Source organism: Streptomyces phytophilus (assembly GCF_013870535.1).
GTDB classification, from domain to species: domain Bacteria; phylum Actinomycetota; class Actinomycetes; order Streptomycetales; family Streptomycetaceae; genus Streptomyces; species Streptomyces phytophilus.
In genome coordinates, this window is sequence record NZ_JACBXC010001528.1 from 1 (window position 1) to 1,279 (window position 1,279).

Annotated in this window: 1 protein-coding gene; it reads left to right on the forward strand. The window is 75.1% G+C overall.

The features are described from left to right. Positions 1-1,279, forward strand: a 1,279-nt coding sequence (locus tag H5J30_RS33970; RefSeq protein WP_181791659.1) for a glycoside hydrolase family 3 protein, incomplete at both ends; no start/stop codon positions are given.

Below are 1,279 nucleotides of genomic sequence, written 5' to 3' on the forward strand. Positions count from 1 at the left end.
GACCCTGGAAGAGAAGGTCGGCCAGCTCTTCGTGGTCGAGGTCGCCGGGCAGGACGCGGACGAGGTGACCGACGCGGCCGCCGCCGTCAACCAGCGGCGCTACGGCGTCCGCACCCCGGCCGACGTCGTCCGCAAGTACCGCCCCGGCGCCGTCATCTACTTCAGCGCCCGCAGCGACGACAACCTCCGCGACGCCCGCCAGATCGCCCGCCTCTCCAACGGCCTCCAGCGCGCCTCGCTCGCGCACCGCCGCGGCGTCCCGCTGATCATCTCCACCGACCAGGAGAGCGGCCTTGTCCAGCGGCTGCCCACCCCGCCGGCGACCGAACTGCCCGGCAGCATGGCGCTGGGCGCCACCTACTCGACCGCCGACGCCCACCGCGCCGCCGAGATCACCGGGCGGGAGCTGGCGGCGCTGGGCATCAACCAGAACTACGCGCCCGTCGCCGACGTCAACGTCAACCCCGACAACCCCGTCATCGGCCTGCGCTCCTACGGCGCCGACCCGCGGCAGGTCGCGCGCATGGTCGCGGCGGCCGTACGCGGCCAGCGCCGCGGCGGCGTCGCGTCGGCCGCCAAGCACTTCCCCGGCCACGGCGACACGGGCCAGGACAGCCACTTCCTGCTGCCGCGCATCGAGCACACCCTGGAGCAGATCCACGAGCTGGACCTGCCGCCGTTCCGGGCCGCGATCGCCGCCGGCCTGGACACGGTGATGACGGCGCACATCCTCGTACCCGCGCTCGACGACGGCGTGCCCGCGACCATGTCGCACCGCATCCTGACCGGGCTGCTCCGCGAGGAGCTGGGCTTCGAGGGGCTGATCGTCACGGACGCGCTGGACATGGGCGGCGCCACGTCCCAGTACCCGCCGGAGAGGGCGTCGGTGGCGGCGTTCACGGCGGGCGCGGACATGCTGGTGCTGCCGCCGGAGATGGACGTCGCGTACGGGTCGGTGCTCGCGGCCGTACGGGGCGGGGAGATCGGCGCGCGGCGGCTGGACGAGTCGGTGGTGCGGATCCTGGCGCGCAAGATCGACGAGGGGCTGTACTTCGGCCCGTTCGTCGACGAGCGCCGGGCGGAGCGGGTCGTCGGCGACGCCGGGCACGTCGCGGACGCGCGGGCGCTGACCGGGCGGGCGGTGACGCTGGTGAAGAACGACGCCGGGCTGCTGCCGCTGGCCGCCGGTTCGCGGCGGGTTCTGGTCGCCGGGTGGCAGACGTCGTCGGCGCCGGCGCTGGACCGGCTGGCGGCGGCGGTCGGGACGCGGAGCGGGCAG